Origin of the sequence: Niallia sp. 01092, assembly GCF_052318935.1 — a bacterium.
Taxonomy (GTDB): domain Bacteria; phylum Bacillota; class Bacilli; order Bacillales; family Cytobacillaceae; genus Niallia.
On the sequence record NZ_JBQRKO010000085.1, the window covers coordinates 1 to 282 of the forward strand.

Sequence of the window (282 nt, forward strand, 5' to 3'; positions counted from 1 at the left end):
AATACGTTGTTCTTTATTTTCTAATCGTTTCAACGCTTTCGTATTTTTCGCTTTTTGTAATTTTCTGCGAAGTTTAAAAAACTTCCTACGAATATGACCAATCTGTTTTCCATTAAAATGAATATACTGGCCTGTTTCTCTTTCTCCGGCTACCGCAATATATTTTAGTCCTCTATCAACCCCAATAGATTTTGTACCTGTAGACTTTTTCTCTAATTTAAACGAAAGTGCAAAAGAAAAATACCATTTTCCTTTCTTATTGAACAATTGTCCGTTTCCCTT

1 pseudogene is annotated in these 282 nt (G+C 32.3%); it reads right to left on the reverse strand.

The window, feature by feature from the left end:
* Positions 1-267, reverse strand: a pseudogene (locus ACTXGU_RS22425) (hypothetical protein); the annotation flags it as partial.
* Between the last annotated feature and the right edge of the window lie 15 nt (positions 268-282).